This is a genomic window from Dokdonia sp. Asnod2-E02, assembly GCF_045063915.1.
In the GTDB taxonomy this organism is placed as follows: domain Bacteria; phylum Bacteroidota; class Bacteroidia; order Flavobacteriales; family Flavobacteriaceae; genus Dokdonia.
Genome location: NZ_JBEFNX010000004.1, coordinates 1 through 1,321, shown reverse-complemented (window position 1 = coordinate 1,321; position 1,321 = coordinate 1). Strand labels below are relative to the sequence as shown.

The 1,321-nt window shown below is 44.1% G+C and carries 1 pseudogene; it reads left to right on the top strand.

Annotated elements, in window-relative coordinates:
* Window positions 1-1,321 (top strand): annotated as a pseudogene (locus ACJJVM_RS00020) (iron-regulated protein FrpC); the annotation flags it as partial.

Sequence of the window (1,321 nt, the reverse complement as noted above, 5' to 3'; positions counted from 1 at the left end):
GTAGGAACCGATGATGATGGGATTACCACTTTTGACCTTACCAGCCTTGATGCAGGTATTACCGGTGGCGACCCAACCCTTACCGTGACCTACTATGAGTCGCAAGCAGACCTAGATGCAGGTATTGTAAATGCTATTCCCACACCAGAGGCATATGTAAATGATGGTACTAGTCCGCAGACGCTTTTTATCTTAGTAAGTAGTAGTGATGCAGGAATGTGTGGAGCAGAAACTACGGTAGACCTACAGGTGAATCCGCTACCAGTTATTGGAGAACCTTTACCAGAAGCGATAGCTTGTGATGAAGATAATGATGGTTTTGGAGCCTTTGACTTACAACAGTATAATGATGACTTATTAGCAACGCTTACAGACATCACACTACGTTTTTATGAAACTCTAGATAATGCCACGGCAGATACAGGTGCAGGGCAGATAGATATTACCGTTCCTTATAACAACATCACAGGGATGACCTCACTGTATGTGGTAGCACAAGATACCAACCCTGCAACGGCAACGGCTTGTACTAAGATTTATGAGTTTGAGCTTGTGGTGTATCCTATCCCTGAGATTCCTGCAGCCCTTGAAACACTTACCGAGTGTGATGATGATAATAACCTGATGGAAATCATAGACCTTACTCAAAATGAGGTTGCCATCATAGGGACACAAGATGCGACCACGCTTGTCATCACCTATCACAACACCCTGGCAGATGCAGAAACAGGTAACAACCCAATTATAGATCCAGCCAACTATAACGCAACACAGATAACACCACTTGAGGTAATCTGGGTACGTTTACAAGTAAATGATGGTAGTCCAAATATATGTGCTGCAGTAAGCTCTTTTGAAATCTCTGTAGAAAGCCCACCTACGGTAAACCCAGCAAATGATGATCTAGATCTAATGGTTTGTGATGATGATGCAGATACTTTTAATGTATTTGACCTTACGGTTAATGAGGCAAGTCTTACGGGAGGTGATCCATTACTATCTGTGACCTATTATGCGAGTCTTGCAGACCAGACGAGTGATACACCTATTGCAGACCCTACGGCTTATACAAATATTCAGAACCCACAGACGATACAGGCAGTAGTCTCTAGCGCAGCAGGATGTACCGACCAGACTACTTTTGACATTGAGGTGTTACCATTACCTACGCCTAACACAATGCCAGATGCCGTAGAGGTATGTGATGCCACGACAGATATTGATACTGATGGCGATGGGGTGATTGACGCTGGTTCTGGTTCGGATACCGATGGTTTTGAGAGCTTTGATCTTACGGGTGTGATTGCTCAGATAGGTGGAG